Source organism: Actinotalea sp. C106 (genome assembly GCF_023630195.1).
GTDB lineage: Bacteria > Actinomycetota > Actinomycetes > Actinomycetales > Cellulomonadaceae > Actinotalea.
Window position 1 is genome coordinate 1 of record NZ_JALPKN010000378.1, and the last position, 2,513, is coordinate 2,513.

5 protein-coding genes are annotated in these 2,513 nt (G+C 74.8%); 1 reads left to right on the forward strand and 4 read right to left on the reverse strand.

The features are described 5' to 3' along the window. From L0B03_RS16555 to L0B03_RS16570, 4 genes are all read right to left on the reverse strand, one after another. Positions 1-351: sacsin N-terminal ATP-binding-like domain-containing protein (locus tag L0B03_RS16555; RefSeq protein ID WP_374205012.1), on the reverse strand; the 351-nt coding region annotated here is incomplete at its 3' end. Continuing rightward, entirely contained in the window at positions 348-1,268 is a 921-nt protein-coding gene (locus tag L0B03_RS16560; protein ID WP_250447920.1) for a DUF3027 domain-containing protein, read from the reverse strand. The genes L0B03_RS16555 and L0B03_RS16560, both read right to left, overlap by 4 nt. After that, entirely contained in the window at positions 1,268-1,651 is a 384-nt protein-coding gene (locus L0B03_RS16565; RefSeq protein ID WP_250447922.1) for a cold shock domain-containing protein, read from the reverse strand. Before L0B03_RS16565 ends, L0B03_RS16560 begins: the two co-directional genes overlap by 1 nt. A 67-nt stretch (positions 1,652-1,718) precedes the next feature. After that, positions 1,719-2,060, reverse strand: a complete 342-nt coding sequence (locus tag L0B03_RS16570) for a hypothetical protein (protein ID WP_250447924.1) — start codon at positions 2,058-2,060, stop codon at positions 1,719-1,721. 107 nt (positions 2,061-2,167) lie between these two features. Between L0B03_RS16570 and L0B03_RS16575 the strand changes: the two genes are divergently transcribed. Beyond that, positions 2,168-2,513, forward strand: a 346-nt coding sequence (locus L0B03_RS16575) for a TetR/AcrR family transcriptional regulator (protein WP_250447926.1), incomplete at its 3' end; no start/stop codon positions are given.

Sequence of the window (2,513 nt, forward strand, 5' to 3'; positions counted from 1 at the left end):
GCCCACGCCGAAGCGTCCGACGGTGCCGGCGGCCCGCTTGGCCGAGGCACGCAGGGAGGCGAGGGAGGCGACCCCGGCGGCGTCGAGCGGGGCGCCGGTGTTCGCGGCGAGGAGGGTCCCGGTGCCCTCGGGCCCGGTGGTCAGGCTGAGCAGGAGGGTGCTGCGGCTGCCCGCACGGACCGCGGCGTCGGCGGCGTTCTGAGCGAGCTCGACGACCACGCGGTCCCGGTAGTACCCGTGGGCGTGGTCCTCCTCGGCGTTGGCGTCCTCACGGAAGCGCGCCGGGGACGCCGACCAGGCGGCGAGAACCGTGTCCCGCAGGGCCCGGGTGCCGAACGGGTCCCCGGTCACCCCTCGTCGGCGGTGGGCGCGGGGTCTGGCTCCGCGGGCGCCTCGGGCTCGGGGGCTGCGTCAGGGCCCGCCTCGGGCTCGGGGCCCGCATCCGACTCAGCGCTCGCCTCGGACTCAGAGCTCGCCTCGGACTGGCCGGCCTCGTCTGCCTGGTCGCTCTTCTCGCCCTGGACACGGACGATCTCGACGTCGTGCTCGTCGATCACGGGGCTCTGGTCCGGCCAGTCGCTCGGGGGCGGGGTGACGTCGGTCTGCGAGTGGGCGCCGCAGCCGTGGTCCATGCTCACCACGCGGCCGTCGTCGGGGGCCCACTCGTTGGCGCACACGCCGAACTCGGTGCGCAGGGACCCGGCCATGAGCACCAGGAAGGCGCAGGTCGAGCACGGGGCGCTCGCGGCGACCGCCTGCGGGGCGGTGGGCCCGCGGGTGCCGGTGTACCAGCGCTCAGCCGCCTCGGCACGGCCCTCGCGGGAGAGCACCCGCTCGCGACCCAGCCCGAGCTCGAAGATCGCGAGCTCGTCGGCGTCGGCCTCGCCCGTGGCGGTGTAGCCCGGCTCGAGGCGCTCGTCCTGCTCGAGGTAGGGCAGCACGTCGCCCGGGCCCACGTCCCCGGGGCGCAGACGCTCGGACCACGGCACCCAGGTGGGGGCCAGCACGGCCTCCTGCCCGGGGAGCAGATCGATCTCGCAGATGGTGGGCTTGCGGCCGCGCGGCACCCGCGCGACGGTCACCGACCAGTACCAGCCGCGGTAGCCCGGGGCGGTCGCGACGAAGCGGTGGGAGACGAGGCGCTCGCCCTCGACCACGGGGCCGAGGTGCTCGCCGACGAGCGCGGCGTCCTCCGCGACCTCCTCGGCGGCGGCGCGCGCGAGGTCGACGGCGGAGGCGAGGACGGCGTCCTTGGTCGCGGCGGCCATCAGAGGTCGAGGTCGTCCGCGACGGCCCGCAGGACTGTCGCGACCTGGGTCGCCTTGCCCTTCTCGGGGTAGCGCCCGCGGCGCAGGCCGTTGCCCACGCCGTCGAGCAGCTTGATGACGTCCTCGACGATGACGGCCATGTCGTCCGCCGGCTTGCGCTGGGCCTTGGCCACCGAGGGGGCCGGGTCGAGCAGGGTGACCGAGAGCGCCTGGGGCCCGCGGCGACCGTCGGCGACACCGAAGTCCACCTTGGCCCCGGGCTTGGGGGCGGCGGCGCCCGCGGGCAGCGCCGAGGCGTGCAGGAAGACCTCGTCGCCGTCCTCGCTGGCGATGAAGCCGAAGCCGCGCTCGGCGTCGAACCACTTGACCTTGCCGGTGGGCACTGGAACCTCTGTGTGATCGTGGGGAGACGTACGGGCCAAGGCTACCGGGCGCCTCGCCGTCCTGCGCTCACCAGAAGACGGCGAGGACCACGTTGAGGACGGTGAGCCCGCCGACCGCACCCCACACCGTCGTCGAGATGGCGTCCTTCTTGCGGTTCACGACGATCAGGGCGGTCACGGCGAGGAGCACCACGAGCTTGACGCCGATCTTGATGTGGTTGACGTCCCCGTCCCCCGCCTCCGCGATGCCCACCAGGGCCAGGCCGGTGACGAGCACGGTGAGGGCGCCGTGCAGCATCCCCGTGTCGATCGTCTTGGTGGGGGCCTTGGCCTGGGCGACCCAGGCGCCCACGATGACGGCCATCCCGAGCAGGTGCAGGACGAGGGCGAGGTTGCGGACGAGCTCCACGAGAGGCTCCTTGGGACGACGGGACGACGGCGGTTTACCGACAGTGCTGTCGGGACCATACCAACGCCGGTGTCGTGAACGCACCCGGGGTGGGCCATGATGTCGCCATGCCCCGGATCAGCGCGCCGACCCTCGTCGAGCACCGCGCCAACCAGCGGGCAGCCGTCCTCCGGGCCGCCGAGGAGCTCGCCGTCGAGCGGGGGGCCGCTGCCGTGACCGTCGCGGCCGTCGCGGCCCGCACCGGCATCGCACGCCCCTCGGTCTACGCCTACTTCGCCTCGGCCGACGCGATCCTCGAGGCCCTGGTGCACGAGGGCTTCGAGCGCTGGCGCGTCGCCCTGGATGCCGGCATCGCCACGACCACCTCCCCCGAGGAGCTGGTGCGCGGCTACTTCGCCGCCGCGGCCGCGAGCGCCGCCCGCGGGGACCACCGCCTCGCCGGGGCGCTGCGGG

Coding starts and splice junctions, on each gene's coding strand:
- L0B03_RS16560 (WP_250447920.1), bottom strand. CDS start 1,268: ATGGCCGCCGCGACCAAGGACGCCGTCCTCGCCTCCGCCGTCGACCTC.